This window comes from Streptomyces cupreus, from assembly GCF_014257025.1.
Classification (GTDB): Bacteria; Actinomycetota; Actinomycetes; order Streptomycetales; family Streptomycetaceae; genus Streptomyces; species Streptomyces cupreus.
Window position 1 is genome coordinate 14,597 of record NZ_JACMSF010000004.1, and the last position, 25,667, is coordinate 40,263.

Here is a 25,667-nt window from a genome sequence, read left to right on the forward strand (position 1 = left end):
TCACGCAATCTACGCGAAGGGCGCCCACCGCCGCGCATCGGTCCGAACCCCGGACAGGCGGCCGGTAGCCGTTCGCTCACGCCTTGCGCACGGCAAAAAGGTTGTACTGGTTGCTTATAGAAATCAAAGACCAGTCAAACTTAATCTGACGTTTGTGTCATCGACTGTTCCTCCTTCGCGGCGCATCCTCCTCAGATCGGGGAAGAGCCCCTACGACGTCGTCTCCGTGGAAGAAGCTCTCCACCGCGACGTCATCGCCACCAACTCCGGCAACCTGATCTTCAGCGACGCCACCCACAAGATCCTTCAGACGCCCGGCACCGAGGTCGTCTCGAACGGCATCAAGACGGATGTGAATGCCGCGGGCAGGATCAACGAGCGGTACGAGGCCTTCGTCGTGCCCCTCGCCAACGCCTTCCGGCCGTCCTTCGAGCCGTCGCTGAAGCGGATGACGCAGCTCATCAAGCGGCTGAACATCCCGGTGGTCGTGGTGGGCGTGGGCGCCCAGACCGGCCTCACCTACGACCCGGCGCGCCTGAAGCCCATGGAGCAGGCGGTACGCGCGTTCGTCTCCGCGGTGCTCGACCGCAGCGCCTCGATCGGCGTGCGCGGCGAGTTCACCGAGCAGTACCTCAAGGACATGGGTTTCCGGGACGTCGAGGTCATCGGCTGCCCGTCGATGTTCATGTACGGCAAGGAACTGACCGTCCGCAAGAAGGTCCCCGCGCTCACCGCCGGGTCCCGCGTCGCGATCAACGGCTCGCACAGCGCGGTGCAGACGCAGGGCGTGGGCCGGATCATCGCCCGCACGCACGAGCGCTACCCGAACCTGCGCTACATCGGCCAGAACCTCAGCGACGCCAAGCAGCTGCACTGGCGCGAGGTCTCCGGCCCGAACGGCAAGATCACGGCGATGCCGACGCACCCGGACCACCCGATGTACCGGGAGGACAAGGCCCGCGTCTACATCGACCCGATCACCTGGATCGACGACCTGCGCGAGTTCGACTACTCCTTCGGCTCCCGCATCCACGGCAACATCGCGGCGCTGCTGGCGGGCACGCCCGCGACCGTGCTGTGCGGCGACTCGCGGACCCTTGAGCTGTGCCGCTACTTCGACATCCCGCACCACCGGATCGACCAGCTGCGGGGGGACGAGGAGGTCGACCCGGCCCGGCTGTACGAGGAGGCCGACTTCGGCCCCCTGGTCAACGGCCACCAGGAGCGCTTCGAGCGGTTCACCGGCTTCCTGGACCGCAACGGCCTGCAGAACACCTTCACGCACGGCGACGGCGGAAAGGCGTTCGAGGAGCGCATGCGCTCGCTGTCCTTCCCGGCCGGCATCCGCCCCTGGATCGACAACGACCCGGCCGCGCTGGCCGCCCGCTTCGGCTGGCTCCAGACCCGGATCGGCCAGCTGTCCGCGGACAACGCCAAGCTGAAGAAGCAGGTCGCGGAGCAGAAGGCGACCCCGACGGGGACGACGACCGTGCCGGCCCAGTCGACCTCCGTCTACCGGCGGGCACGCCGCGCGGTGGGCGGCCCGCTCCGCAAGGCGCTCCAGACAGAGCGTTAGAGCCTGGGCGTCACTCCAAGGAGCCTCCGGACACCCGCGTGTCGTCCGGAGGCAGGCGCGCGTTAACCCAGACGCACGTCTGCGCCGACCTTGGAGTGACCGCAGTGCCCGTACCCTTCCCCCGCCCGCCCCGCCTCCGGATCCCGCTGCGGGCGCTGGTGGCGGCCGTTCTGGCGGGCGCGTTCTGCGCCCAGGCCGTGGCCGCCCTGCGCCCGCACGTCCCGCTGCTGATCACCGCGACCGCGCTCTCCCTGGCCGTGGAGGGCGTCCTGTACCGCTGGCAGCGCGGCATGCTGTCGGTGTTCGCCAAGTCGCACATGGACATCACCGTGCGCCATGTGGTGCGGGACCTGCTGCTGGTGGTGGGCCTGCTGCTGCTCGGCGGCCAGGACCGGGAGTCGGCGTACGCCCCGCTGGTCGCCGGTCTGCTCGCCTTCTACGCCCTGCACTGCATGATCCAGGCCGTCTCGGTCCTGGTCCGCCGCACCCGCACGCTGCCCGTGGTGACCCGGAACATCGACGCCTCCGCGCTGCGCCTGTCCCCCGCCCCACCGGTCCTGCTGCGCCGCCCGGGCCACCGGCTGCTGGCCTACGGCCTGCCCGCGACCGCCGGTCTGCTCGCCACCGTCGCCACGGCCGACCGCCGCTGGGCGGCCCTCGGCATCGCACTCTCCCTCGGCCTCGCCGTGCTGGGCCTGTGCGACCTTCTTCTGCGGCTGCTGCCGAGCCGTCGCCCGGCGAGCGAGCAGCAGGCGCTGGACTGGCTCGACCGGTGGCTGGCGGAGTACCGCCCGACCGTCGGCCTGTACTTCTCCGGCGGCACATCCTCGGCGTACCAGGCGAACATGTGGCTGGAACCGATCGCCGAGCTGGAGGGACGGCCGCTGATCGTGCTGCGCGAGCGGTTCATGGTCCACAAGCTCGCGGCGACCGACGTCCCGATCATCTGCCTGCCGAAGGTGTCCACGCTGATGCGCCTGGAGCAGTCCACGCTCCAGGTCCTCATCCACCCCTCGAACTCCGGCAAGACCTCCCAGGTGCTGCGCATCCCCACCATCAAGCACACCTTCGTCAACCACGGGGAGAGCGACAAGCTGTCCTCCTGCAACCCGTACGCGAAGGCCTACGACGAGGTGTGGGTGGCCGGACCCGCGGCCCGCGAGCGGTACGCGCTGGCGGAGGTCGGCGTCGAGGACAAGGACGTCGTGGAGATCGGCCGCCCCCAACTGGACGCCGTACGGCCGTACGCGGGCCCGCCGACCGGGATGTACACCACCGTTCTGTACGCGCCGACCTGGGAGGGCTGGGACGGCAACCCCGGGAACACCTCGGTGATCGAGGCCGGCGAGAACCTCGTGCGGGCGCTGCTGGCGGATCCGGGGGTGCGGCTGCTGTACAAGCCGCATCCGCTGACCGGGTCGGTGGATCCGCGGGCCGGGGCGGCCGATCTGCGGATCCGGGAGCTGGTGCGGGCGGCGAACCGGGAGCGCTCGGGGGTGCGGCCCGCCGACGACGGGGAACTGGCCAGGATTACGGCCGAGTTGGACCGGCTCACCACCTCCGTCGCCCGGTCAGGTGCCGACCAGCTGGAGCGGATGGGGGTCCAGTCGGCGCCGGAGGAGGGGCACGCGGAGGCCGTGGCGCGGGCCGCTCAGGCCTGGGACGAGGCCTATTGGGCGGCGCTGCCCGAGTGGGAGCACCAGGTCGTCACGGATGCCCGGCCCGCGCTGTACTCCTGCTTCAACCGGGCGGACCTGCTGATCAGCGATGTGTCCAGCGTGATCAGCGACTTCCTGGCCAGCGAGAAGCCGTACGCGGTGGCCAACACCAGCGGGCTGTCGGAGGACGGGTTCCGCAAGGCCTTCCCGACCGTGCGGGCGGCGACCGTGCTGACGCCGGACGCGTCCGGGGTGGCGGAGCTGCTGGCGGCGGTCCGGGACCCCGGGAAGGACGAACTTGCCGAGGCGCGGGCGGAGTTGAAGCGGTATCTGCTGGGCCCGGCCGAGCCGACCTCGCAGGAGCGCTTCAACATGGCCGTACAGGCGCTGTGTTCGGCCGCTCAGCAGCACCGGGAGCGGATGGCCGAGCGGCTGGCGACGGAGATTCCGGTGCCGCGCCGGGAGGATGTGCCCGCGCCTCAGTGACCGGCGGTTCAGTGACCGGCGCCTCAGTGACCGGTGGTCGCCGTCCGGCTCCCCGACGGTAGCGCTCGGCGGAGCTTGCGCAGTGCGCGCCGCAGGAAGAAGTCGACGCCGCCCTCGCGGTAGCCGGGGAAGGCGCGGGCCTCTCGGGGCTCGGCGAGATAGACCGCGTCGGGGATACCGGCCTCGGTGTCGCGGAAGTACGGATAGGCGAGGTACAGCCGGCGGCCCTTCTTCTCCAGGAGGGCCGCCGGCTGCTTCTTGGCCTTGGTGAACTTCAGGACCTCCAGCAGCCGTTCGGGCTGCTGTCCGGCCACCAGATGCATCCGCAGCCGCTCCTCGACCTTGAGGCGGTGGGCGACGCCCTCGTTCCAGTGCGTGGCCATCAGCGGGGCGGCCAGTTCGAACTTGCGTCGCCGGATCTCCTCGCTGTCCTTGAGGAACTTCGGGCCGAACTGCGGCAGCAGCGTGACGACGAAGGGCCGGACCATGAGCACATCGCGCTTGGGACCCGGCGGAACCATGTCGGCGATGAGGTTCATCAGGGCGCGCGCGGAGTCGAAGCGCAGGGTGTAACTCCCGCTCTTCGTCACATGCTTGCCGTCCTCGCGGCCCACCAGGTAGTAGCAGGTGTAGTCGGCGAGCACCGAGACGCCGTCGGCCCGCAGATAGGCCTCCATCGTGAACAGCGCGTCCTCGCCGGTCCACAGGGACTCGTCGAAGCGCATGTCGTGCCGGGTGAGCATCTCGCGGCGGAACAGCTTCTGCGCGCTCAGCGTGAACTTGATGTTGGAGGAGTAGACGTCGGTGCGCTCCAGTGTCCGGCCCCACATCGACTGCGGTGGCTTGCGGTTGATGCCCTCGACCCGGCCGAGGACGACGTCCGTGCCGTTGCGGTCGGCCATGGCGACCATCCGCTCCAGGGCCTCGGGGCCGAGCCGGTCGTCGGCGTCGAGGAAGAAGACATAGCGTCCTGCGGCCTTGCCGAGGCCCACGTTGCGCGGGCCGCTCGGGCCGCCGGAGTTCTCCTGCCGGATCACCGTCACCGGCATGGGGGCGGCGCGGTCCGCGAACTCCTCCAGGTACTCGCCCGTGCCGTCGGCCGAGCCGTCGTCCACCGCGATGACCTCGACGCGGGCCGGGTCGATGGTCTGCGCCTCCAGGGACGCCAGGCATTCGACCAGATACGGCATGGCCTCGTACGCCCCGATGATGACGCTCACATCAGGCTGCGTCACGGTCACGTTCCCCCCAATAAACGGAAGATTTTCTCCCGTATCCCCTTTTCGCTACCTACTAGACGGTTCGCATCGGGAAGCGGTTGCTCCACAGCGATCATTTAGTGACTCACGTCACATTACGTATGAGGTGTCAAAAGCGTTCGGCCCCCGAGGAGTTGAACTCCTCGGGGGCCGAAAGGGGGTCTTGCCGGACCGGCGGTCAGCCCGCCAGTTCCGCCTCTTCCGTCGCCGCGATCCGCGCCTCCTGGCCGAGGTTGCGGGTCTCCGCCTTCAGGGAGAGGTTCGCGACGGCGGTGTTGAACTGCTCGATGGAGGTCGGCTCGTCCGGGCCGAGCAGGTACCGCTTCAGCTCACTGCGCTCCTCGGCCAGCGGGTCGGCCGACGGGTCGCGGACCGCGTCCAGCAGCCCGCCCAGCTCGGCCGCGCTGTTGGACAGGATCACTGCGGCGCGCACCGCGGTGTTCTGCCGCTTGAACTCCTCCTCGCCCAGCTCGCCGGAGTCCGTCACCGCGTACGGCTTGCCGCTCGCGATGAAGTCGGAGACCACGCTGGAGATGTCGGAGACCATCGCGTCGGAGACGTTGAAGCAGTCGTAAAGGCGCGGCTCGGCGCCCGTGATCACACGGTGCTCGTGGCTGCCGAAGGAACGCCAGTAGGCGTCGTTCCACTCGGTGCGCAGCCGGGCGATCTCCTCGTGCCGGGCCACGTCCACCAGGCCGTCCCGGGTGGCCTCGGCCTCGTCGCCGCGGTCCTTGCCGTTGCCGGACAGCTCGGCGATGCGGGCCTCGATCCGGGTCAGCTCGGCCTTGGCTGCGCTCTGGGCGGCGGTGTCGACGGTGAAGCGGGCGTCGGCGGCGCGCTCGGCGGCGGCCTTCTCCACCAGGGCGGTGATCCGCTGGTGGGCGGCCTTGGCCTCGGCGCTGACGGTGCCGGTGAACGGGTGCGGCTTGTACAGGACGCGGACCGGCGGGTCGGCCTTGACCAGCTTCTTCACGATGTTCTCGCCGGCCAGCACGATCGAGGTGTTGCCGGGGTTGCCGTCCCAGCCCTCCCAGGTGGGGGCGTACAGCACGGTCGGGCAGCGTCCGTCAGCGGCTCCGCCGCGGGCGCCCTCGGACACACCCTGCCAGGTCTGGATGGGCGCCAGCTGCGGGCGGCCGACCTCGACGATGTCGTCGTCACGGACACCGACGTCCGCTATGGCGTACCGGTCGCGGCCCGCGCGGCCGGCGGTCCACACCTCGTCGTAGACCTTGCTGAACGGGTTGACGCTGGCCAGCTTGTCGCTGTCGCCGTGGCCGATGAAGACGTGCTTCATGGTGGGCACGCGCAGCAGGTGGATGTTCTTGCCGACGTTCGCCGCGTACAGCGCGACGCGGACGGTGGTCAGGTCCAGGTTCATCAGGTGCACCCCTCCGGGCACGCAGATGACGGGGACCGTGGTCGGCGCCAGGTTCGCCAGGATGACCCGCTCGCGCAGGATGATCAGCGGCCGGGAGTCGAGCTGCTCCATCGTCTCCAGCCACATGTTGACCTGGTAGGCGGAGTCCTTGGAGCCGGAGAAGTACAGCACCGTCTCGGGCCGGTACTCGGCCAGCCAGTCGTCCATGGCGGCCAGCACGGTGTCCGCGTTCGGCGGGATCTTGCTGCCGCGGACGTACGGGATGAGCGCGAGGACGTAGAGGCAGCCGAGGAGCAGGGTGACGCCGATGCCGATGAAGCCGGCCAGGGGCTCGTCCAGGAACGCGGAGACCAGCACGCCGACGACGGCGGCGAGGTCGAGGTGCAGCATCTTCTCGGCCGAGCGGTTCAGCAGCCCCCGCGGCGGGGCGTCCGGGATGCGGATGCGCGAGGCCAGGTCGATGTTGCGGGTGGCGACCGGCATCCGGCGGCGGTTGCGGATCAGGGTGACCAGAGCGCCGTGCGGGGCCTGGAGGCCGTAGAAGGCGATGAAGCCCGCGACCGCGGCGTAGAAGACCAGGTTGTCCGAGAGATCGAGCCTGGCCAGCAGCAGGACCAGCAGCAGCTGTCTGATCAGGAAGCGGATCGAAAGGCCGGCGCGCACCTTGCTCAGGCGGTTGACCAGATAGCTGCCCTTGCGGTGCAGATAGTGGTCCGCCAGGTACGTCACGGCGGCACCTGCCGCGAAGGCGGGAACGCTCGGGACGAGCGCGGCCACCATGAGGCAGGGGAAGCCCAGCATCATGAGGACCGCCGCGGCCAGCTCGGCCGCGCTGCCCACCCGGGCGACGCGTATAGCGGTGGAGATCACGGATAAACCTGCTCTGGGAGGGGTTGCCGGTCTGAGGAACGATGGCCGAAGGACTCAGGCCCCTGTGAATTCTTCGTGAATGAAGAAACGCAGAGGCCTGAATTCCGTAAGGCTATTGTCAGTTGATTATGCCACGCCGTCCTGACGGTCCAACACACTGGCCAGCGCCGCTTCGAAGCCGGAGGCCTGGCCCGCGGCGGCCGTCGGGTCCTGCTGGCGGACGTCGATGACATGACCCGTCAGCTCGGAAAGCAGCACGTCGAGCGAGGTGCGGGCGACCGCTTCGGAGGAGAGCAGGCTGCCGGCCGGCTCCTGGCCGAAGGCCTTGGTGCGCATCGGGGTGGCGGTGCGCTCGGGGTTGATGCAGTTCACCCGGATGCCGTCACCGGCCCACTCGTCGGACAGCGCCTGGGTGAGGTTGACCATGGCGGCCTTGGTGGAGGAGTACAGGCTGTACTCGGCGCGGCCGCGGGTGTAGCTGCTGGAGGTGTACAGCAGCAGCTGGCCACCGGTCTCCGCGAGGTACTTGTACGAGGAGCGGGCGATCTGCACCGGCGCGAGGTAGTTGACCTTCAGCGCCTCCTCGATGGTGGCGTTGTCGGTCTCGGCGAGCTTGCCGATGCGCAGCACACCGGCGGTGTTCACGACGTAGTCGATGCGCCCGGTCTCGGCGTACGCCTTGGACAGCGCGTCGTCGACCTCCTCCGGGTTCTCCACATGGGTGCCGGTGGTGGAGCGGCCGAGGGCGTAGACCTTGGCGCCGTAGGACTCGGCGAGCTCGGCGATGTCCTTGCCGATGCCGTAGGAGCCGCCGAAGACGACGATGGTCTTGCCGGTCAGCAGCTCGCGGTAGGCCTCCTCGGAGACCTGCTCGGGCGCGGCGGTGGAGGCCAGCTGGAACAGCTTGTCGGCGATGAAGACGTCGACCGGCTGGGTGACCTTCATGTTGTACTCGTCGCCCGCGACGACGTGGATCGGCACGTCCGGCAGGTACCTGAGGACGACGGTGCAGTCGTCGGTGGCCTGGAAGTTCGGGTCGCCGGCCGCGACCTCGTAGGCCCGCTTGATCGTGGACAGCTTGAAGGCCTGCGGCGTCTGGCCGCGGCGCAGCCGGGAGCGGTCCGGGATCTCGGTGATGAACTCGCCGTCCTCGCCGTGGGTGCGGGTGACGATGATGGTGTCCGCGGACGGGATGGCGACGTCGACGGCCTGGTAGCGCTCCAGGGCGGTGACGCAGTCGTCGATCACACGCTGTGACAGCAGGGGGCGCACGGCGTCGTGGAAGAGGACGTTGCGGTCCTCGCCCTCGGCGAGGCCCTCACCGAGGGCGGCGATGGCCCGCTCGGTGGTCTCGTTGCGGGTGGCGCCACCCTCGATGATCTTGGTGACCTTCTTGAACCCGGCCTTGGCCACGATCTTCTCGATGTCGGGGACGTAGCCCGGGGCCATCAGCACGATGACGTCGTCGATCGAGTCGGCCTTCTCGAAGGTGGTCAGGGTGTGCTCGATGACTGCCTTGCCGGCGATCTTCAGCAGCTGCTTGGGGATCGAGAGACCCACACGCTGACCGGTACCACCGGCCAGGATCACTGCGGTGGTACGGGGCTTGGCTATGTGCTGGGACACAGGTGACCTACCTTGTGGCGACTGGGAACTTGGAAATGGTCCCACTTCCGGTTACCGCAGTGCAAGGTGAGCGTCCTCCACCGCATATGTGCGCGCAACCTGTCATTCACCTTGCACTCCTGGTGACAGTCGGAAAGCCTCCGTGGACCGTGCTGGAATTGCGTCGCGTAGCTGTGAGTAACCGCACAGCTCAGCGACGGCGCAGCTTCTTCAGGGCGCGATGCCCGAGCACCTTCACCAGTTCCTTGGAAGACGTCTGGTGAACCGTCCGCGCCTGCACCGGAGCGGTGTTCCCCACCGGAGCCGCCGCAGCCGCGGCAAGGGCCCCGTACAGCGCCTGCGCGGCCACCTCGGGGGCCATGCGCGGCTCGGCTTCGGCCCGCGTCGGCGGCTTCGGTACGGCGGACAGGACGGCCGGATCGCCGAGCACCCGTACGCCCATCGCGGCGATCCGCTCCGCCATCTCGGCACCGATCTCGGCGGCGGCCTCGGCGGCCCACCGGGGGGTGCGGATCTTCACGTCGTCGGGACCCGGCGCGCACGCGTTCTTCATATGCATGACTGCGCCATAACGGACAAGCTGCGAATAGAGCTCCTCCGGCAGCTCATTCCCACGGAATTCCACATTAAGATTCCGCAGCATTTCGGTCTCGGCGAGGGTGAGTGACCGGTTCGCGGTGTCCGGAACCGGCTGGAGGAGATTCTCCGGCAGCCCGAGCAGCGCCTCGAAGGTGCGCATCAGACCACCGCGGTCCCGGTCGTCGACCACCACGACCGTGACCCGCTCCGCCCCGACCACCCGCACCCACCGCTCGACCAGCCGGTCATGCCGGTGCCGGCGCCAGAAGCTGGGGTTGGGCTTCTCGTACGGCGGCTTCTTGAGCATGTGCCTGAGCCAGTCCTCGTAGCCCATGCGCAGGCCGTTCTGCACGTACTGCTGCCACTGCGAGGGCATGATCCTTACCAGCGGGCGCAGGGTGACCAGGACATACACCCGGTCGCCGCCCAACTCCTGGACGATCCGCTCGACGGTCTCGTCGTCGGGGGCGTCGGCGAAGAACTCGCTGCTGATCACCGAGGTACGCCGGCCGGTGGCGGCGACCTGCTCCACCAGCGTCTCCCAGTGCCGCTCGGTGGGCTTGCTGTTGCCCATCATTCCGGGGCGGGCGCAGATCGCGAGCGCGGCCGACATGGGGTGCCTGCTGGTCGCCGGGAAGTCGACGCCGTGCCCGGCCATCGCCTCCTTGGCCGCGAACAGGGCGCCCTGGATCGAGGTGGTCCCGGTCTTGTGCGGGCCGATGTGCAGCAGCCTCGTCCCGGCCGGCAGCGGGGGAAGCGCGCTGTTGGCCGGGACTTCATCTCTCGTACAGTCCGTCTCCATGGTCAAGGAACGGTAAGAGGTGTACCTGAGGGTTGGCTAAGAGCCGGGTGGGACAGTGATGAGCGCCACACTCAAGCGCCCACTCACCGGGTCACACCACCTCGACGCCCGGGCGGCCCGCCTCCAGCCTGAGCCTGGCCAGCGTGCTCGGCGTCGACGTGGGCCGCCGGACCGTGTCGACCACCCTGACCTGCGCGTCGATGCCGTCGCGGCGGATGTCGAAGAGGTGGTAGCCGCGGTGGGCGTCGAGCAGCTTCCAGTGCGGGTTGTCCGCCCGGCGCGGGTCCCACTCCCTGCGGAACGCGTCCTGGTCCTGGTCGCCGTTGCTGGAGATGGAGGTGCCGACGAACTCGGCGCCGACGACGGCGGACTGCGGGTTCGCGAAGTCCTCCTTGAGATCGCTGACCATCGTCAGGTGCCGGTCACCGGTGAGGACCACCGGGTTGCGCACGCTCCGGAACTCCTTGAGGAACTGGTTGCGCTCGGCCTGGTAGCCGTCCCAGGCGTCGTAGAACCACTGCTTGCCCTCGCCTACCAGCAGATCGGTCTCGGCCATCATGATCTGCGAGGCGATCAGGTTCCAGCGGGCGGGCGAGTCGTGCAGCCCGTCCAGCAGCCACTGCTTCTGCGCGGCGCCGAGCATGGTGAGCGAGGGGTCCATGGCACCGGCCTGGCTGGTGGCCTGGTCGCTGCGGTACTGCCGGGTGTCGAGGACGTTGAGCCTGGCCAGCCGGCCGAACTCCAGTCGGCGGTACATCCGGATGTGCGCACCCGTGGGGACGGCCGTGGCGCGCACCGGCATGTGCTCGTAGTACGCCTGGTAGGCCGCGGCGAGCCGGGCCTCGAACGCGTCGTGCGGCTGCTTCGCCGGGTCCTGCGGGATCTCCCCGGCGAAGTCGTTGTCCACCTCGTGGTCGTCGAAGGTCACCACGAAGGGCGCGCCCGCGTGCATCGCCGCGAGGTCGGGGTCGGAGCGGTACTGCGCGTAGCGGTTGCGGTACTGCGCCAGGGTGTACGGCTCTCCCGTCCCCTCGTGCCTGCGCAGGGCCGTCGCCGAGGGCACCGACTCGTAGATGTAGTCACCGACGAACAGCACGACATCGGGGTCCTGGGCCAGCATGTCGGCGTACGGCGTGAAGTAGCCGTGCTGCCAGTTCTGGCAGGAGGCGAGGGCGAGGCGCAGATCGCCGCCGGAACTGTACGGGTGGGGGGCGGTACGGGTGCGGCCGACGGGGGAGATACGGCCGCCGGCGCGGAAGCGGTACCAGTAGCGGCGGCCCGGACGCAGCCCCCGTACGTCCACGTGAACGCTGTGCCCGTACTCGGGCCGGGCCTGGGCGGTGCCGCGGCGCACGACCTTGCGGAACCGCTCGTCCTCGGCGAGCTCGAACTGCACCGGCACGACGGCGTCGGGCATACCGCCGCCGTTCAGCGGGTCCGGGGCCAGCCTGGTCCACAGCACGATGCCGTCCGGGAGCGGGTCGCCGGAGGCCACGCCGAGGCTGAACACGCCCTCGGGCAGGGAGTTTTCGGCGGCGCGGGCGGTGGCGGGGAGCCACAGCTGGGCGGAGGCGGCGGCGCCGAGCACGGCGGCTCCGGCGGTCAGAAGGCGTCGTCGGTCGGGTGATCCTGCTGCGGTCGTCATCGGCGAACTCCGTTGCGTCGCGGGCACCTTGGACTCTTTGGAAGCTCACGCTTCGGGCGGTCCGCCCGCTGAACCCCAGGGTTCGCGTGCATGACAAATAGGAAGACAACAGAGAACCCGTTGCGACACGGGAACAACACGACGAACGTGATCTGGCCGCAACGGGTCCTGGAAACCTGCCTACTGGCGCTCGGTCACTCCGGGAAACAGTCGCCGAACCGCGAATCGGCCGCGGTCATGCCGAAGCTGCCGGCGCCGAAGGTGTGGGTGCCCTTCTCCGCGAACACCCAGACAGCACCGGCCCATTGGTTCTCGGCGATGGCCGACACGACCGGCTCGGCCCGCCCGTCGCCATTGCTGTCCACGAGGTCGGTGTCACCACCGAACCGGTCCCCCTGCTCCGCGGTGCCCGGCACACCGGGGCTCGCCTGGCTGAACGCCTTGGTACCCGCCCCGGTCGGCCCGTCCGGCCCACCCGGTACGACGGCGAAGGTGCCGGCGTCGACAAGACCGCCGAAGTTCTCGGCCGGGTTTCCGGCCAGGATGTCTCCGTAACCGTCACCGTCGACATCGCCCACGGAGACGTACGCGCCGAAGCTGTCGCCCTTCTCCTGGGCGCCAGGAACTCCTGGGGTGTTCTGGGTGATCACGCGCGTACTGTCGCCGTGAGGATCCGGATGTCGTTGCCGCCGCCGGTCACGATCTCCGCGCGCCCGTCGCCGTCGACATCGCCGACCGCCAGGGACTCGTGCCAGGGTTCGGCCGTACGGAAGCCGGTCAGGGAGGTCGGCGGGAGCAGTCCGTCGCGGCTGCCGCGGGCGAGGGTCACGGAGTAGACGAACTGGTTGTCGGCATCCCTGCCGTACTCACGGGCCAGCGCGACGACGTCGGTGATGCCGTCGCCGTCCGTGTCACCGGCCGCGAGGGCCGTCGTCTGGTCGCTCTCGATGAACTCGGCCCCCTGCTGCACGGAGGCGGCGTTCCCGTCCCGTCCGAAGGGCCCGAACCGCACGTCACCCGGCCTGGCCAGGTCCTGGTGCCCGTCGCCGTTGAAGTCCCCGCTGAGGGTCGTGCCGCCCTGGTGGAGGCTGGTCGTCAGCGCGGGCAGGACTTTGCCGGAGGTGAACCCGCTCGAACTGCCCCACAGCACGGACCGGTTGCCGTCGCGGGCGACTCCGTCCTGCACCCACTGTTCGTTGTCGGACTCGACCAGGAGGTCGACATAGCCGTCACCGTCGAGGTCCCCCACGGCGAGATGGGCGCCGAACAAGTCGTGCGACTCGACAGTGCCGGGGATGCCCGGGGACGCCTGCGTGTAGACCTTCCTGGTGCCGGGCCCGGTCTTCGAGCCGTAGACGACGGCGACGTATCCGGCCCGCTTCTTCCCGGCCACCAGCCCGTTCGGGACACCGGTGACCAGGTCCTCGTAGCCGTCGCCGTTGAAGTCCTGACGGACGGTCTCGGGCATGGCATGCGCGAGGGATGTTGCTCCGACGGTCGCGCCCAGCAGGGCGAGGGCGACCACGAGACTGCGGCGTACGGACACGTCGACTCCGGGAATCGAATCGAAAGGGCGGTTGAGCGCGGAGAGGACCGAGAACCCCGGAGAGTTCCAAGATCCACATCCACGCCGCCCACTACGACTCGCCGAACGCACGGTTGGTTGCCCCGCCGTACGCCCCAGTTTTCCCCGGGTTAACCCTCGAAGGGCTCGAAGTCGTCGAACTCCCGCTCGACGTCGTCCCGTTCGGCCTGCCGGTCCTTGCGACGCTGGGCCGCGGGGCGCGGCGCCTCGAAGCGGTGGTCCTCACCGCGCCGGCCGAGCATCTCGGCACCGGCCATGACGGTCGGCTCCCAGTCGAAGACGACGGCGTTCTCCTCGGGTCCGATCGCGACTCCGTCGCCGGCCCGGGCGCCCGCCTTCATCAACTCCTCCTCGACACCGAGGCGGTTGAGCCGGTCGGCGAGATAGCCGACGGCCTCGTCGTTGTTGAAGTCGGTCTGCCTCACCCAGCGCTCCGGCTTCTCGCCGCGCACCCGGAACAGACCGTCGTCCTCGCGTACGACGGAGAAGCCCGTGTCGTCCACGGCCTTGGGCCGGATGACGATCCGCGTCGCCTCCTCCTTCGGCTTCGCGGCCCGCGCACGGCCGACCAGGTCGGCGAGCGCGAACGACAGCTCCTTCAGCCCGAGGTGGGCGACCGCGGACACCTCGAAGACCCGGTAACCCCGCGCCTCCAGATCCGGCCGCACCATCTCGGCGAGGTCCTTGCCGTCCGGTACGTCGATCTTGTTCAGGACGACGATCCGCGGACGGTTGTCGAGGCCGCCGTACTCACGCAGCTCCGCCTCGATGATGTCGAGGTCGGAGACCGGGTCGCGGTCGGACTCCAGCGTCGCCGTGTCCAGCACGTGCACCAGCACGCTGCACCGCTCCACATGGCGCAGGAACTCAAGGCCCAGGCCCTTGCCCTGGCTGGCGCCCGGGATGAGTCCCGGCACGTCGGCGATGGTGTACACGGTCGAACCGGCGGTCACGACACCGAGGTTCGGCACCAGCGTGGTGAAGGGGTAGTCGGCGATCTTCGGCTTGGCGGCGCTCAGCACCGAGATCAGCGAGGACTTGCCCGCGCTCGGGTAGCCCACCAGCGCCACATCGGCGACGGTCTTCAGCTCCAGCACGATGTCCTGGAGGTCCCCGGGCACACCGAGCAGAGCGAAGCCGGGCGCCTTGCGGCGGGCGGAGGCGAGGGCCGCGTTGCCGAGACCGCCCCGGCCGCCCTGCGCGGCGACGTACGACGTGCCCTGCCCGACCAGGTCGGCGAGGACGTTGCCCGCCTTGTCCAGCACCACGGTGCCGTCCGGCACCGGCAGGATCAGGTCCTGGCCGTCCTTGCCGGAGCGGTTGCCGCCCTCGCCGGGCTTGCCGTTGGTGGCCCTGCGGTGCGGGGAGTGGTGGTAGTCGAGCAGCGTGGTCACGGACTGGTCGACGGTCAGGATGACATCGCCGCCCCGCCCGCCGTTCCCGCCGTCGGGTCCACCGAGCGGCTTGAACTTCTCGCGGTGGACGGAGGCACAGCCGTGGCCTCCGTTACCCGCGCCGACATGCAGTTCGACGCGGTCCACGAAGGTGGTCATGGTTGGTGCCTCCAAAAGTACGGATGTTTCTTGGTTAACACGCGAAAGGCGGACCCGCCTTCCCGACCGGGAAGTGAGGTCCGCCTCGCGAAAGCTTCCGATCAGGCGACCGGAACGATGTTCACGACCTTGCGGCCACGGTGGGTGCCGAACTGCACCGCACCGGCGTTCAGCGCGAACAGCGTGTCGTCGCCACCACGGCCGACGCCCGCACCCGGGTGGAAGTGGGTGCCACGCTGGCGGACCAGGATCTCACCCGCGCTGACGACCTGACCGCCGAAGCGCTTCACGCCGAGCCGCTGGGCGTTGGAGTCGCGACCGTTCCGGGTGGACGATGCGCCCTTCTTGTGTGCCATCTCTCCTCAGTCCCTTACTTCGCAGCCGCGGGGATCTCAGTGACCTTGATCGCCGTGTACTGCTGGCGGTGGCCCTGACGACGGCGGTAGCCGGTCTTGTTCTTGTAGCGCAGAATGTCGATCTTCTGGCCCTTGTGGTGGTCCACGACCTCGGCCTGGACCTTGATGCCGGCCAGCACCCACGGGTCACTGGTCACAGCGTCGCCGTCGACAACGAGCAAGGTCGAGAGCTCGACCGTGTCGCCAACCTTGGCAGTGGAAATCTTGTCAACCTCAACGATGTCGCCGACAGCAACCTTGTGCTGGCGACCACCGCTGCGCACGATGGCGTACACGCGGATCTCACTCTCTCGCTCGGGAACGGCACCCCCGCAGTCCAGCCACCCGACACGCGGGCGGCCTCTCCGGAACACCCTGTGCTCCGGAGGAAGAGGTTTACGGGGATGTGGCACGTCAGTGGACATGCCGACGGTCAAGGTTACGGGGCCGCGGCCGAACGGGTCAAACCGGGCCGGGCCCCAGGGGAGTGCGGCCGGTCACCCCGGCCGCGCTCCCCTGTGTGTCAGCCCTCGTCGGTGGAGGCCGAGACGGAGGGCAGCGTCTGCTGCGCCGCCGCCGCGGTCTTCTTCGACGTCGACTTCTTGGCGGCCGTGGCGGTCTTGGCCGCCTTCTTGGCCGTCGTCTTCTTGGCGGCCGTCTTCTTGGCCGCGGTCTTCTTGGTGGCGGCCTTCTTGGCCGCCGCCTTCTTCGCCGTCTTGCGGGCCGCCGCCTTCTTGGCCGGGGCGGGCTCCTCCTCGGCGGCCGGGGCCTCCGGCGCCTCCGTCGCCGCGGGGACGACCACGACGGCCGCCTCCTCGGACGCGGTGGGCGCGGTGGCCTTGCGGACGGCACGGCGGCGCGGACGGGCCGGGGCGGCGCTCTCGGCGGGCGCCTCGGTGACCGGCTCGGGCGCGGGCGCGGCCTCGGGCTCCGGCTCGCTGCTCACCGTCACCACGGCCGCCTCCGCCCCCGCGGGCGAACCGGCGGGCGCGGTCGCCTTACGGGTCGCACGCCGACGCGTACGGCCCTTCGGCGCGGCCTCCTCGGCCACGGCGGCCGGGGTCTCGACGACCGCGTCCTCCAAGGCGGCGGGCTCGGCCTTCGCCTCTGCGGCCGACTCCGGCTGCACCGGACGCTCGACCTCCTGCTCGACGGTCACGTCCTGAGCGGTCGGCGCCTCGACCTTCGGAGCACCGGCCGGGGCCGACGCGCGACGGCTGGCCCGGCGCCGGGTACGGCCGCCACGGGCGACCGCGGCCTCCGCCTCGGCGACGCTGCTGTACAGCTCCTCGTCCGGCGCGAAGGCGGGCTCGGGCAGCGCGACCGGCTCGGCGACCTCGGCCGCCACCTCGGCAACGGTCTCGGTCTCCGGCTCCACCGGCTCGGCGGTCTCCACGGCGGTCACCGCGGCCTCGTGCTCATGCACGTCACCGCCACGTCCGCGCTTCTTGCGCTTGCCGCCGCCCCCGGCGGAGGTCGGCTGCTCCATGTGCACGATGACACCGCGGCCGTTGCAGTGGACGCAGGTCTCGGAGAACGACTCCAGCAGGCCCTGGCCGACCCGCTTGCGGGTCATCTGGACGAGCCCCAGCGAGGTGACCTCGGCGACCTGGTGCTTCGTACGGTCCCGGCCCAGGCACTCCAGCAGACGCCGCAGCACCAGGTCCCGGTTGGACTCCAGCACCATGTCGATGAAGTCGATGACGATGATGCCGCCGAGGTCGCGCAGCCTGAGCTGGCGCACGATCTCCTCGGCCGCCTCCAGGTTGTTCCTGGTGACCGTCTCCTCCAGGTTGCCGCCCTGGCCGGTGAACTTGCCGGTGTTGACGTCGACGACGACCATCGCCTCGGTCCGGTCGATCACCAGCGAACCGCCGCTCGGCAGCCAGACCTTGCGGTCCAGCGCCTTGGCGAGCTGCTCGTCGATCCGGTACGTGGCGAAGACGTCGACTTCGGAGGTCCACTTCTGGAGCCGCTCGGCGAGGTCAGGGGCGACGTGCGAGACATACCCGTGGATGGTCGACCAGGCGTCGTCACCGCTGACGACGACCTTGGAGAAGTCCTCGTTGAAGATGTCCCGGACGACCCGGACGGTCATGTCCGGCTCGCCGTAGAGCAGCGACGGTGCACTTGAGCTGCCGCCGCTCTTGGCCTTCTTCTGGATGTCCTCCCACTGCGCCTGGAGCCGCTCGACGTCACGGCGCAGCTCGTCCTCGGAGGCGCCCTCGGCGGCGGTGCGCACGATCACGCCCGCGTCCTCGGGAACGATCTTCTTGAGGATGGTCTTCAGCCGGGCCCGCTCGGTGTCGGGCAGCTTGCGGCTGATGCCGGTCATGGAGCCCTCGGGGACGTACACGAGGTAGCGGCCCGGCAGGGAGACCTGGCTGGTCAGACGCGCGCCCTTGTGCCCGATCGGGTCCTTGGTGACCTGCACCAGCACGGACTGCCCGGACTTGAGGGCGGACTCGATGCGCCGCGGCCCGTTGGCCATGCCCAGCGCCTCGAAGTTGACCTCACCGGCGTAGAGCACGGCGTTGCGGCCCTTGCCGATGTCGATGAAGGCGGCCTCCATCGAGGGCAGCACGTTCTGGACCTTGCCCAGGTAGACGTTGCCGACGTACGAGGTCGACTGCTCCTTGTTGACGTAGTGCTCGACGAGCACGTTGTCCTCAAGGACACCGATCTGCGTACGGTCGCCGTGCTGACGGACGACCATCACGCGCTCGACGGCCTCACGGCGGGCCAGGAACTCGGCCTCGGTGATGATCGGCACCCGGCGACGGCCCTGCTCACGGCCCTCGCGGCGGCGCTGCTTCTTGGCCTCGAGACGGGTCGAGCCCTTGATGGACTGCACCTCGTCGGACGGCTCGGCCTTCGCACGCGGCTCGCGCACCTTGACGACGGTGCGCTCCGGGTCGTCGGCGGACGGCTCGCCTTCGCCGGAGGCGTCCCCGGCCCTACGACGACGACGGCGCCGGCGCCGGCTGCTGGAGGTCGAGCCCCCGGCCTCCTCGTCCTGGCCGCCCTCCTCGGCGTCCTCTTCCTCCTGCTCGGCGGTGTCCTCGGCATCCTGCGCGGCCTGCGCGGCGGCGACCTCGGCGTCCGCGGACTCGCCGGCCTCGGCGTCGGACTCGGCGGACTCACCGCGACGGCGGCGACGGCCACCGCGGCGGCGGCGACGGCGCGCCCCGGGCTCCTCGGCCTCCTCGCCCTCGACGGAGTCCTCGGCCGACTCCTCGGCCTCCTCCGCCTCGTCCTCGACGGCAGTCTCGACAGCGGTCTCGGCGGTACGGGCCTCGGCCTCGTCGCCCGCCGCACCCCGGCGACGGCGACGACGGCGGGCGCCGGTCGGCTCCTCCGGGAGTTCCTCGGCCTCTTCGGCCTCTTCGGCCTCGGATGACACGTCCGTCACCTCGGCGGCGGCCGCGGCGGCGGCGCGCTCCGGGGTCTGGAACATCGGCTCGGTGAAGACCGGCGGCTGGAAGACGGCGACGGCGGGCCGCGCCGGACGACGCGGGGCCTCGGCCTCCTCGGCCTCTTCCTCGGCGGGCCGCGCGGGCTCCGAGAACCCGGTGGCGGCCTTGCGCACGACCCGGCGACGGCGACGCGGGGCGGCGTCCTCGGCGGCGGGGGTCTCGACGGGCTTCTCGCTCTCGACGGTCTCGGCGGGGGTCACGGCCTTGGCCGCCCCGCTCTCGTCTGCGGTGGTCACGGACGCCTCCACGTTCTCGGGCGCCCCGGCGGGCGCGGACACGCGACGCGTGGCACGCCGGCGGGTACGACCGGGGGCGACGTCCTCGGACGCGGCCGGGGTCTCTTCGGCGGGGGTCTCTTCGGCAGGGGTCTCTTCGACAGAGGTCTCAGCGATCGGCTCGGCGACCTCGGTAGCCGCGGTCACCTTCCGGGTCGCACGGCGACGCGTACGCCCCTTCGGCTGCTCGGCGTCCTCGACCGGCGCGGCCTCCGCGGGGGCGACGACCTCCGCGGCCTCGGGCGCACCGGCGGGCGCGGACACCGTCCGGGTGGCACGGCGGCGGGCGCGGCGCGGGGCGGCGTCCTCGACGGCCACGGCGGACGAGGCGGCCTCGACGCTCTCGGTGGCGGGCGCGTGCTCCTCCGCGGAGTTCGTCGCGGGCACGATGGTCTCGGCGGCCTCGATGGAAGCGGGCGCGCCGGCGGGCGCGGATGCCCGGCGGACCACACGGCGACGCGTACGGCCGAGGGCGGGGGCCTCGTCGACGACGGCGACCGGCGCTTCGGGCTCGGCGGTCTCCTCGGCCTCGACGACCTCTTCAGCCTCGATGGCCTCTTCGACCTCTTCTGCCTCCGGAGTCACCACGACCACGGTCTCCTCGACCTCGGTCTTCTCGTCGTCCGGTATGGCCGGCGCGGCCTCGATCGCGGACTCGGCGGAGACGGTGGCCGCGGGCGGACCCGCCGGCCGGGATGCGGCACGGCGCCGACGACGCGGCGGCAGGGTGTCGCTGGGGGTATTGGGTTCGGAACCCTCTGTGGGTTCGATCGGTTCGAGCATGCGGGCGTTTCTCCCGTCAGGCTCCCGGGCGCCGCGCCTGGTCCGGCGGTGTGCCGGTGACGTCCGCGGCTCGCGTCGTGCGCGACTGCCGCCGTCCGGGGCGCGGGCGCCGCACGGGAGCTCTCTGTGTCCTGTCTCGCCGGTTCCGTACGCCGAATGCGCACGGCCTGGCGAAAGTCTTCTGGTCGGTGCGCTGCCCGACCCAGGTGGCTCCCGAGTACGAGGGCGGCGCTACGACGTCCGTCCCTTCGCGGGACCTTCCTTACACCGGCGCCTTCGCGGCGGCAGCGGATCCGGCCGTGAGGGCCGTCGCCGCCTCGCGGTCGGGCGCGAGCGGGTCGGTCACCGTGCCGGTCTCTTCATCGAACAGCCCCTGCGCCAGCCTGGTCACCGCTGCGGGGACCGGCGGCGCCAGGTCGGCCACGGCGCGGAGACCGGACAGGACGTCGTCGGGTCGTACGGCAGGCGTCACGTGCCGAACAACCAGCCGCAGTATCGCACAGGGCTGGTCGGTCGGCCTATCAGCCGTCGAACTGTGCGTTTCAAGATCCACGACCGCGGGGCGGGCGTCGAAGGTCCGAACGCCGTTCTTGGTCATGCGCTGGACCTCGACGGATTCGGCGGCATTGAAGGCGGCGACGGCCTGTTCGGCCTGCGCCGGCTCCACGCCGTCCAGCCGCAGCTCCCACACGGAAGCGGTCAGCCGGTCGGCGAGCCCGGAGGTCCGGGCCTCCACCGCCTCGATCACATCGAGCCCGGCGGGCAACGACTCGTCGAGCAGCGTCCTGAGCTTCTCGGGATCCCGCGCCTCGGTGAGCGCGATCTCCAGGTACTCCGCCTCACTGCCCGTGCCGGTGGGTGCGGCATTGGCGTACGACACCTTCGGATGCGGCGTGAACCCCGCCGAGTACGCCATCGGTACGTCGGCACGGCGCAGCGCACGCTCGAAGGCGCGCTGGAAGTCTCGGTGGCTGGTGAACCTCAGGCGGCCGCGCTTGGTGTAGCGCAGTCGGATGCGCTGCACCGCGGGTGCGGGCGGCGGGCCTTCGGGCTGTCGCTTGCCCAGTGTCCTAGTCCTTCGTGAGAGCGGTCGTACTGCTACCAAGAGTACGTGTCTCGGCGCCCGGAGGTTCCCGCCGGGCCACCGCCTCCCGCTTGCGGGGCTCCCCGAACATGATCCGCCGGAAGTCGGCGCGGGCCTGCCGCGCGGACTCCCGTGCCGAGGCGAGCGCCTGCCGGGTGGCCCGCCCCACACTCCGCGCGGCCTCGGCGCAGGGCCGCAGCACCGCGTCCCGGACGACATGCCCGACGGGTGTGAGGACGGTCCGGTAGACCCACCGGACCGGCTCCACGAAGATCCACCGGAAGAGGTTCCCGAGGAACCGCCCGACAGCGAGCGAAATCCGCCCGGCCACCCGCCAGGCGTGCCCGAGCGCGTCCCAGATCTCCCGCCCGATCACGGCCAGCACCCGCCCGACGGGCACGAGCACCCACCGCCACAGCCCCAGCGCGGGCAGCACGAACAGCACCCGCGTGACCCAGTACAGCGCGAGCCCGATCCCCCGCACGACCCACATGAAGGCGTGCCCGATCGGCACGAGCACCCACCGCCACAGCCCCAGCGCGGGCAGCACGAACAGCACCCGCGTGACCCAGTACAGCGCGAGCCCGATCCCCCGCACGACCCATATAAAGGCGTGCCCGATGGGGGTGAGCACCCACTGGTAGATCCAGAGCGCCGGTACGACGAGCAGATACCGCACGAGCCAGGCGACCACGGCGTACACCCCGACGCCCAGGGCGGCGAGCCCGGCCCCGATCCCCCGGAGCACCCACACGCAGGCCTGCCCGATCGGCGTGAGCACGCGCGCGTAGACCCACTCAAGGCAGGCCCAGAGCCCCCGCCCGGCCCAGGCGAGGGCATGCCCGACCGGGGTCAGCAGATACCGGTACGCCCAGCCGAGCGGCACCACCACGAGCACGTTCCCGAGCCAGGCGAGGCCCCGCCCGAGCGGCACCAGCAGATACCGCCACAACCCCACGAAGGGCCACACGAACAGCGCCCGCCCGACCCACAGCAACGCCCGCCCCACGGGCCGGAACACGGTGTCGTTCAGGAACCGCCAGACGACGACCAGCGCGTCCCACACCATGCGCACCGGAACGACCAGCACGAGCACCACGATCCGCACGGGAACGCGGATCGCCACCACGAGACACCCCTCAGGGGACGACGGCTGCTGGGTACCCCGCACGGGCTGTGTGGACGGTGCGGACGGCTCAGTCCGTTCGACCCCTCCGCCGGCCTGCTTCTCCAGATCCATGCCGTCAAAGACGCTTCTCCCGCCCGTATGGATCCAGCACCGCGCCATTCCGGGCGGTGCGGGCGTGGTGCCTAAGTTGCGCAATGCGATCAATGGGCCAACAGTGGTCTGTGAAACGCCTGCACCGTCGAGCCATGGTCTCCGGTGGTCGTGGCCTGTCGTGGTCCTCAGCGACCCAGGTCCGCAAGGACAATCCAGCACACGCATAGCGCACCTGGAACCACCATGCGCAAATTCGCCCGTCGACAAATCTCCCGCAGCGTTTGCGCAACCTGCCTGGCTGTAGCGCTCGCGCTGCCGGTAGGCATCACCAGCGCTGTGGCAGCGCCCCAAGCCCTCGCACGAGCTACTGCCGCAGCACCACTCCAACCCTCTACCCCGACACCAGAGCCCGGTGAAACAACAACACCGCCCGAGGAAACAACACCGTCCGAGGAAACGACCTCGCCTGAGGAAGAAACGACCCCGCCCGAGGAAACGACCTCGCCCGAGGAAGAAACAACCCCACCGGACGGGACATCCCCGACAGACACAACGACCTCACCGGACGAGACATCCCCGACGGAGACAACGCCCCCGCCGGACACACCGGCCGAGGCGAAAGAGGGCCTGGTTGAGCTCAGCCAGGATCCGGACACACCCGATGCGGTGAAGGACGATCTGGATGAGCTGTCCGGCACGTTGGACAAGGCCGAGACCCAGCCACAGGAGGTCAGGGAAGCAGTCATCGACGTCAGTGTGTCGGTGCGCGTCGCGGTGGAAGCGGTCAAGAGCCCGACGACTTCTCCGGCGGACAAGGCCGCGATCTCCCATTGCATCCGGCAGTTGACAGCCTCGGCGAAAGTGATCGTGGACGTGCGGGTGTCGGCGACGGTACGGGATGCCCTCGTGATCGTCTCGATCAGCGTGAAGGTCAGCATTCAGGCCCTGGAACGCTCGAACCTCCCGCCGAAGACGCAGGCCGCACTCAGGGTTACTGTCCGACAGCAGACCGCCACACTGCAGGCGATCCAGAGCGTGAAGACGCCGAAGCCGAAGAAGACCCAGCTCGCGAACGTCACGACGTCGATAGAAATCGTCGTGAAAATCATCCAGAACCCGAAGACGTCAACGGACGTTCGGAACAAGGCTCAGAAGACTCTGATCGAGCTGAACATAGTGGTGAAAGAGTTCCGGGAGGACAACGTGCCACCGTCGGCAAGTTGGAAGGCGTGCGACAAAGCGCTCACCGATTTGACCGAACCCTACACAACGCTTCCACAACAGTGCGAGGGCTCTCTGCGGAGCTGAAAGCGCTCTGACAAACGAAATCGCCCCGCCTCAGCCCCAGACCCCTGCGCCTGCCCGCAAAAACGGGCAGGCGCAGGATGCTTTTCCGGAGACGCGAAGCATCCAAATGGCTAGTTGTTCACCACAGTCAAAGGCAACAACTTCTTGCCCGTAGGGCCGATTTGGATATGCGTATCCATCTGCGGACACACCCCACAATCGAAGCAAGGAGTCCAGCGGCAGTCCTCGACCTCCGTCTCGTCGAGGGCGTCCTGCCAGTCCTCCCAGAGCCAGTCCTTGTCGAGGCCCGAGTCCAGGTGGTCCCAGGGGAGGACCTCCTCGTAGGTGCGCTCGCGGGTGGTGTACCAGTCGACGTCCACCCCGAAGGGTGCCAGCGCCTTGTCGGCGCACTGCATCCAGCGGTCGTAGGAGAAGTGCTCGCGCCAGCCGTCGAAGCGGCCGCCGTCTTCGTAGACCGCGCGGATGACCGCACCGATGCGGCGGTCACCGCGGGAGAGCAGGCCCTCGACGATGCCGGGCTTGCCGTCGTGGTAGCGGAAGCCGATCGAGCGGCCGTACTTCTTGTCGCCGCGGATCTTGTCGCGGAGCTTCTCGAGGCGGGCGTCCGTCTCCTCGGCGGAGAGCTGGGGCGCCCACTGGAACGGGGTATGGGGCTTGGGGACGAAGCCGCCGATCGACACCGTGCAGCGGATGTCGTTCGACTTCGACACCTCGCGGCCCTTTGCGATGACCTTCGTCGCCATGTCCGCGATCTGGAGGACGTCCTCGTCCGTCTCCGTCGGCAGGCCGCACATGAAGTACAGCTTCACCTGGCGCCAGCCATTGCCGTACGCCGTCGCGACGGTCCTGATCAGGTCGTCTTCCGAGACCATCTTGTTGATGACCTTGCGCATGCGCTCCGAGCCGCCCTCGGGGGCGAAGGTCAGGCCCGACCTACGACCGTTCCTCGTCAGCTCGTTCGCCAGGTCCACGTTGAACGCGTCCACGCGGGTGGAGGGGAGGGACAGGCCGATCTTGTCTTCCTCGTACCGGTCCGCCAGGCCCTTGGCGATGTCGCCGATCTCCGAGTGGTCCGCCGAGGACAGCGAGAGCAGGCCCACCTCCTCGAAGCCCGTCGCCTTCAGGCCCTTCTCGACCATCTCGCCGATGCCCGTGATCGAGCGCTCGCGCACCGGGCGGGTGATCATGCCCGCCTGGCAGAAGCGGCAGCCTCGGGTACAGCCGCGGAAGATCTCCACCGACATGCGCTCGTGGACTGTTTCCGCCAGGGGGACCAACGGCTGCTTGGGGTACGGCCACTCGTCCAGGTCCATGACCGTGTGCTTCGACACGCGCCACGGGACGCCCGACTTGTTCGGTACGACGCGGGCGATACGGCCGTCGGGGAGGTACTCGACGTCGTAGAACGCCGGGATGTACACGCCGCCGGTGCGGGCCAGCCGGAAGAGGACCTCCTCGCGACCGCCGGGGCGGCCCTCGGCCTTCCACTGGCGGATGATCTTCGTCATGTCGAGCACGGCCTGCTCGCCGTCGCCGATGATCGCCGCGTCGATGAAGTCCGCGATCGGCTCGGGGTTGAAGGCCGCGTGGCCGCCGGCCAGCACGATCGGGTCGTCGATCGTGCGGTCCTTGGACTCCAGCGGGATGCCCGCCAGGTCCAGGGCGGCGAGCATGTTGGTGTAGCCGAGCTCGGTGGAGAAGCTGAGCCCGAACACGTCGAAGTCGCGCACCGGGCGGTGGCTGTCCACCGTGAACTGCGGGACACCGTGCTCCCGCATCAGGGCCTCCAGGTCCGGCCACACGCTGTAGGTGCGCTCGGCGAGGACGCCCTCCTGTTCGTTCAGGACCTCGTAGAGGATCATGACGCCCTGGTTGGGCAGGCCTACCTCGTAGGCGTCGGGGTACATGAGCGCCCAGCGGACGTCGCAGCTCTCCCACGGCTTGACCGTGGAGTTGAGCTCTCCGCCCACGTACTGGATCGGCTTCTGCACATGCGGGAGCAGGGCTTCGAGCTGCGGGAACACCGACGCAGCGACTTCGGCAGGCATCTCGCGTACCTTCATGAGCTGGACTGAACGGACAGGGGTGACCATCCAGCCTAACG

17 protein-coding genes are annotated in these 25,667 nt (G+C 69.7%); 3 read left to right on the top strand and 14 right to left on the bottom strand.

Annotation, left to right across the window (positions count from 1 at the left end):
- Positions 1–154 precede the first annotated feature (154 nt).
- Together H4N64_RS04825 and H4N64_RS04830 are read left to right on the top strand one after the other, a co-directional pair.
- Positions 155–1,576 carry a polysaccharide pyruvyl transferase family protein gene (locus H4N64_RS04825; protein WP_186280846.1) on the top strand — a complete coding sequence of 474 codons (1,422 nt, stop codon included), beginning with the start codon at positions 155–157 and terminating at the stop codon, positions 1,574–1,576.
- Positions 1,577–1,680: 104 nt separating this feature from the next.
- Complete coding sequence (locus tag H4N64_RS04830) at positions 1,681–3,720, top strand: hypothetical protein (protein WP_186280847.1); 2,040 nt, start codon at positions 1,681–1,683, stop codon at positions 3,718–3,720.
- Between the two features lie 23 nt (positions 3,721–3,743).
- Here the strand turns inward: H4N64_RS04830 and H4N64_RS04835 are convergent, their stop codons facing one another.
- The 13 genes from H4N64_RS04835 to H4N64_RS04895 form a co-directional block, all read right to left on the bottom strand.
- Positions 3,744–4,961, bottom strand: a complete 1,218-nt coding sequence (locus H4N64_RS04835; protein ID WP_186280848.1) for a glycosyltransferase — start codon at positions 4,959–4,961, stop codon at positions 3,744–3,746.
- A gap of 196 nt (positions 4,962–5,157) precedes the next feature.
- Positions 5,158–7,230, bottom strand: a complete 2,073-nt coding sequence (locus tag H4N64_RS04840; RefSeq protein WP_336246635.1) for a hypothetical protein — start codon at positions 7,228–7,230, stop codon at positions 5,158–5,160.
- A gap of 126 nt (positions 7,231–7,356) precedes the next feature.
- On the bottom strand, positions 7,357–8,856 hold the full coding sequence (locus H4N64_RS04845) for a D-ribitol-5-phosphate cytidylyltransferase (RefSeq protein ID WP_186280849.1): 1,500 nt from the start codon (positions 8,854–8,856) through the stop codon (positions 7,357–7,359).
- A gap of 190 nt (positions 8,857–9,046) precedes the next feature.
- Positions 9,047–10,237: a hypothetical protein gene (locus H4N64_RS04850; protein ID WP_186280850.1), complete on the bottom strand. Its 1,191-nt coding sequence runs from the start codon at positions 10,235–10,237 to the stop codon at positions 9,047–9,049.
- 91 nt (positions 10,238–10,328) lie between these two features.
- Entirely contained in the window at positions 10,329–11,882 is a 1,554-nt protein-coding gene (locus tag H4N64_RS04855) for an alkaline phosphatase D family protein (RefSeq protein WP_186280851.1), read from the bottom strand.
- 194 nt (positions 11,883–12,076) lie between these two features.
- A complete protein-coding gene (locus H4N64_RS04860) occupies positions 12,077–12,532 on the bottom strand; it encodes an FG-GAP repeat protein (protein ID WP_186280852.1) in 456 nt (151 codons plus the stop codon).
- The gene (locus H4N64_RS04865; RefSeq protein ID WP_186280853.1) at positions 12,529–13,428 is read right to left on the bottom strand and encodes an FG-GAP-like repeat-containing protein; all 900 of its coding nucleotides are present in this window, start codon (positions 13,426–13,428) and stop codon (positions 12,529–12,531) included. Before H4N64_RS04865 ends, H4N64_RS04860 begins: the two co-directional genes overlap by 4 nt.
- 149 nt (positions 13,429–13,577) lie before the next feature.
- The gene (gene obgE / locus H4N64_RS04870; protein WP_186280854.1) at positions 13,578–15,020 is read right to left on the bottom strand and encodes a GTPase ObgE; all 1,443 of its coding nucleotides are present in this window, start codon (positions 15,018–15,020) and stop codon (positions 13,578–13,580) included.
- Positions 15,021–15,121: 101 nt separating this feature from the next.
- Positions 15,122–15,376: a 50S ribosomal protein L27 gene (gene rpmA, locus H4N64_RS04875; protein WP_004950923.1), complete on the bottom strand. Its 255-nt coding sequence runs from the start codon at positions 15,374–15,376 to the stop codon at positions 15,122–15,124.
- A 14-nt stretch (positions 15,377–15,390) separates the two neighbouring features.
- Positions 15,391–15,711 carry a 50S ribosomal protein L21 gene (gene rplU, locus H4N64_RS04880; protein WP_004931419.1) on the bottom strand — a complete coding sequence of 107 codons (321 nt, stop codon included), beginning with the start codon at positions 15,709–15,711 and terminating at the stop codon, positions 15,391–15,393.
- Positions 15,712–15,938: 227 nt separating this feature from the next.
- Positions 15,939–19,949, bottom strand: coding sequence for an Rne/Rng family ribonuclease (locus H4N64_RS04885; protein WP_186280855.1), 4,011 nt, complete (start codon positions 19,947–19,949; stop codon positions 15,939–15,941).
- 262 nt (positions 19,950–20,211) lie between these two features.
- Complete coding sequence (locus H4N64_RS04890) at positions 20,212–20,973, bottom strand: TIGR03936 family radical SAM-associated protein (protein ID WP_186280856.1); 762 nt, start codon at positions 20,971–20,973, stop codon at positions 20,212–20,214.
- A gap of 46 nt (positions 20,974–21,019) precedes the next feature.
- On the bottom strand, positions 21,020–22,273 hold the full coding sequence (locus tag H4N64_RS04895) for a hypothetical protein (RefSeq protein ID WP_222108562.1): 1,254 nt from the start codon (positions 22,271–22,273) through the stop codon (positions 21,020–21,022).
- A 225-nt stretch (positions 22,274–22,498) separates the two neighbouring features.
- Here H4N64_RS04895 and H4N64_RS04900 point away from each other — a divergent pair, with 225 nt between their 5' ends.
- Positions 22,499–23,563, top strand: coding sequence for a hypothetical protein (locus tag H4N64_RS04900; RefSeq protein ID WP_186280857.1), 1,065 nt, complete (start codon positions 22,499–22,501; stop codon positions 23,561–23,563).
- 110 nt (positions 23,564–23,673) lie between these two features.
- On the opposite strand, the gene H4N64_RS04905 is transcribed toward H4N64_RS04900, so the two are convergent.
- Positions 23,674–25,611, bottom strand: a complete 1,938-nt coding sequence (locus H4N64_RS04905) for a TIGR03960 family B12-binding radical SAM protein (protein ID WP_186280858.1) — start codon at positions 25,609–25,611, stop codon at positions 23,674–23,676.
- Positions 25,612–25,667 lie beyond the last annotated feature (56 nt).